The following is a 2,996-nucleotide window of genomic DNA, read 5'->3' as shown; positions in this document are numbered from 1 at the left end:
GGCCAGGACGAAACCCGCCCATGGCGCCGGATGCATTTCATACAGCGATCATGAGCCAACGTGTGAGTTTGGTACTCGATGCCGACCACGTATCCTGCAACTATCAAACTATGCCTGCTGTCAAGCGAAGTGAAGATTTGACCCCGTAGGCGAAACGAAGAACTGACCCCTTCATTGATTTGCTGTTTCGTTTGTCTCAAGCGCTGTTCCGGCCTTCTGCAGAAGGCCGGAACGGCGCTTTTCGCGAAGCCTGTAGCTATCACCTCGGATGGTGATCACCGTCGAATGGTGCAGCAGGCGGTCCAATATCGCGGTGGCGACGACAGGGTCTCCAAAGACGCTCCCCCACTCTCCGACCGATCGATTGGAGGTAATCAGGATCGATCCCCTTTCATAGCGGCGAGAGACCAGTTGGAAGAACAGGTGGGCGGCGTTAGCTTCGAAGGGCAGATATCCCAGCTCGTCGATGATCAGCAGTTTCGGCCGCGATAGGATTGTCAACTGCTTGTCCAATGAGCCATCGTTATGGGCCTTGGCGAGCATCGCAACCAGAGTGGCCGCCGTGGCGAATTGAACGTTGTAGTTCTGGCGGATTGCTTCTCGGCCAAGACTGACAGCAAGGTGCGTCTTACCGGTGCCCGGAGGTCCGAGGAATAGGACGGTGTCGCCGTGAGCAATCCAGCGGCAGGTTGACAGCTCCCTGATCTGTCCTCGATCCAGCGAGGGCTGTGCCTCGAAGTCGAAGCCATCGAGTTCGCGTACGAAGGGGAACTGCGCCAACTTGCTCGACATCGAGATGCGCCGTTCATCGCGCCGGGCAATCTCTCGTGAGACCAGGAACGCCAGAGCTTCGCGCAACGTCATCTTCGAGCGGGCCGCCTCGTCCAGCAACGTGTCGAGTTGATCGCGGATCGCCGTCAGCTTTAGCCGATCGAGTGTCGCGATGAGTAAATCGTGATCGACGGTCGTCATCACCAGCCACCTCCAACAACGGCCTCGTATTCCGCAAGAGGTCGCAGCAAGGCGGCTGGTGCCAGCTCGACTGGAGCGGTGCGAACCAGTCCTTCGCTACCCGCGAAGCCAACAAAGTGATCCCGGTCGACGATCCGTTGTCGCCGTCCCTGGCAGAGAGGATGATCGGCCACAACCTGGCCAGCGTGACGGATAATTACACGGCCAGCCAATACAACGACTTGGACGCTCTCGCCGATGAGACGCCAGGGTACGGAATAGCTGTTTGTGTCGAGATCGATGGCGCAGTCCGCCTGCACTTTGCGCACGAGGTCGCGTAGTTGTCCAAACGGTGCGCGGCCGGATAGCGGCCGAAGGGCTTCGGCCTCCGCAGCAAAGCGTTCAATTGGTGCTTCACCAGTCGTGCCGTGTTCTCGTCGGTCTGCGATCTCTCGTATCCATCGGTCAAGGTGCGCCTCGAACGAAGCCCAGTTCTCAAACCGGCGACCAGCGATAGCATTCTTCTTGACGTACCCGACCCCGCGCTCGTCCTTCCCCTTTGTTCGCGCCCGGTAGGGAGCGCAAGCGCGTGGCGCGAAGCCCCAGTAACGGGCAAACGCCCAGAGTCGCGCATTGAAGCGAACCTCCCGGCTAACCGCGTCGTGATGTTCGACAAGTGCCTTCGCATTATCCAGCAAAACCTCAACGGGAACGCCGCCAAACCGAAGAAACGCGCCTTCCATCCCCTCGAACCAATCTGTCTGCCCTTCTCTCAATGAGGCACGGATATGAATGCGTCTGGAATAGCTTAGCGTGGCGACAAAGACGTTTACCCGAAGCCGCTCGTCACCGATCCAGACACGCGTCTGCCCGAAGTCGATCTGCAACTGACGACCAGGCGGCGTTTCAAACCGCACTGTCGCACGCTTTTGCGCCTTGAGTTCCCGCCGCCATTCCCGGACTCGAAGCTCTACCGAACGCAAACCGATGATAATTCCATGCTCGCTCGCCAGCTCCTGCCGGATCACATCGGCATTGCCATCATGGCGAAAGAAGCGTTCACGAAGCCAATCATCAAGGCCATCAAAAGCACTCCTCCGAACCGGCTTCTTGAAGGGTACCGCTCCACCCTCACGAAGATATCGACGGACAGTGTTGCGAGCACATCCAAATTCCTTCGATAGACGCTTGGCACCCCAACCAAGCTCGTGCAGCCGCAACATTGCCACCACCTCATCTGCCTCAAGCATATCTTCGCCCTGCATCGTTCCCCACGATGCAGGATGCGCTGAAATCGCACTTGTCATCCATCTCTCCTCGTTGTCACACGAGGGGGCAGTTCTTCATTTCGTTAGGGGGTCAGTTTCTCATTTCGCCTGACACCTGCGGGCGGGTGCCGCGGTGGACCGACTTGTTCATCACGCAACGATCTTCGAAATGAACGTCGAAAGCTGTCGACGACGTTCCACCCATGGGGGTCAAACGCCGGCGCGGCAGGCCAGCCTCATTCGCGACAATCAAAGGCACCGCACGGTTAGTCGCGGAGCGGCAATCAGACCACGATGAAGCTCTTGCCAGCGACAATCAACATGATAACTTCATCCCGACCGCGACATAAGAATCTCATCCAGATTGTCGCGCGCGTCTCATCCTGATCGCCGCCCCATAGGTCGCATAACTATCAGGCGCGCAACGGGTTCTGTCAGCAGCTACACCGCAATGGTTCCGTTGCCTGAGGCGGCGAAATCAGAAAGGCCGGCGGAAAGATTGGTTGGAATCGGAAATTCTGACGGCACCCTTCGCGCTGCATGTTCCACACATCACCCGAAACTGCTGGCGAGCCTCTCAAGCCATGTGCCGGCCTGATGGTCGAGTGCAGACGCTTGTCGGCAAGCCGTCGCCATATGGTGTTCGGCCATGCCTTGAGGGCATGATTGGATCTGGCTTTAGCATGCTGGGCGGCGGTCGGCGGGCATTAGGATCGAGGTTCCAAATTTGATTTCCGGAGGACCGGCATCGATGTACCCAAGACGGAACCAGCCGCG

At 58.2% G+C, this 2,996-nt stretch carries 2 protein-coding genes and 1 pseudogene; 1 reads left to right on the top strand and 2 read right to left on the bottom strand.

Features of this window, described 5'->3' with window-relative positions; genetic code table 11:
• Positions 1-171 precede the first annotated feature (171 nt).
• Together istB and istA are read right to left on the bottom strand one after the other, a co-directional pair.
• Positions 172-972 (bottom strand): IS21-like element ISSme2 family helper ATPase IstB, encoded by an 801-nt coding sequence (gene istB, locus CO671_RS32925; protein WP_009997167.1) that lies wholly within the window; start codon positions 970-972, stop codon positions 172-174.
• Complete coding sequence (istA, locus tag CO671_RS32920; RefSeq protein ID WP_029875831.1) at positions 972-2,258, bottom strand: IS21 family transposase; 1,287 nt, start codon at positions 2,256-2,258, stop codon at positions 972-974. Before istA ends, istB begins: the two co-directional genes overlap by 1 nt.
• 88 nt (positions 2,259-2,346) lie before the next feature.
• On the opposite strand from istA, the pseudogene CO671_RS34065 reads away from it, so the two are divergent.
• Positions 2,347-2,569, top strand: a pseudogene (locus CO671_RS34065) (hypothetical protein); the annotation flags it as partial.
• Between the last annotated feature and the right edge of the window lie 427 nt (positions 2,570-2,996).

This window comes from Rhizobium sp. M10, from assembly GCF_002531955.1.
GTDB lineage: Bacteria > Pseudomonadota > Alphaproteobacteria > Rhizobiales > Rhizobiaceae > Rhizobium > Rhizobium etli_C.
Note: the sequence above shows the minus strand (reverse complement) of the source record. Positions and strands in the feature narration are given on the sequence as shown.

What these genes read in the sequence shown, in the direction of transcription:
- istB (WP_009997167.1), bottom strand. Translation starts at nt 972, where the DNA reads ATGACGACCGTCGATCACGATTTACTCATCGCGACACTCGATCGGCTA.
- istA (WP_029875831.1), bottom strand. Translation starts at nt 2,258, where the DNA reads ATGACAAGTGCGATTTCAGCGCATCCTGCATCGTGGGGAACGATGCAG.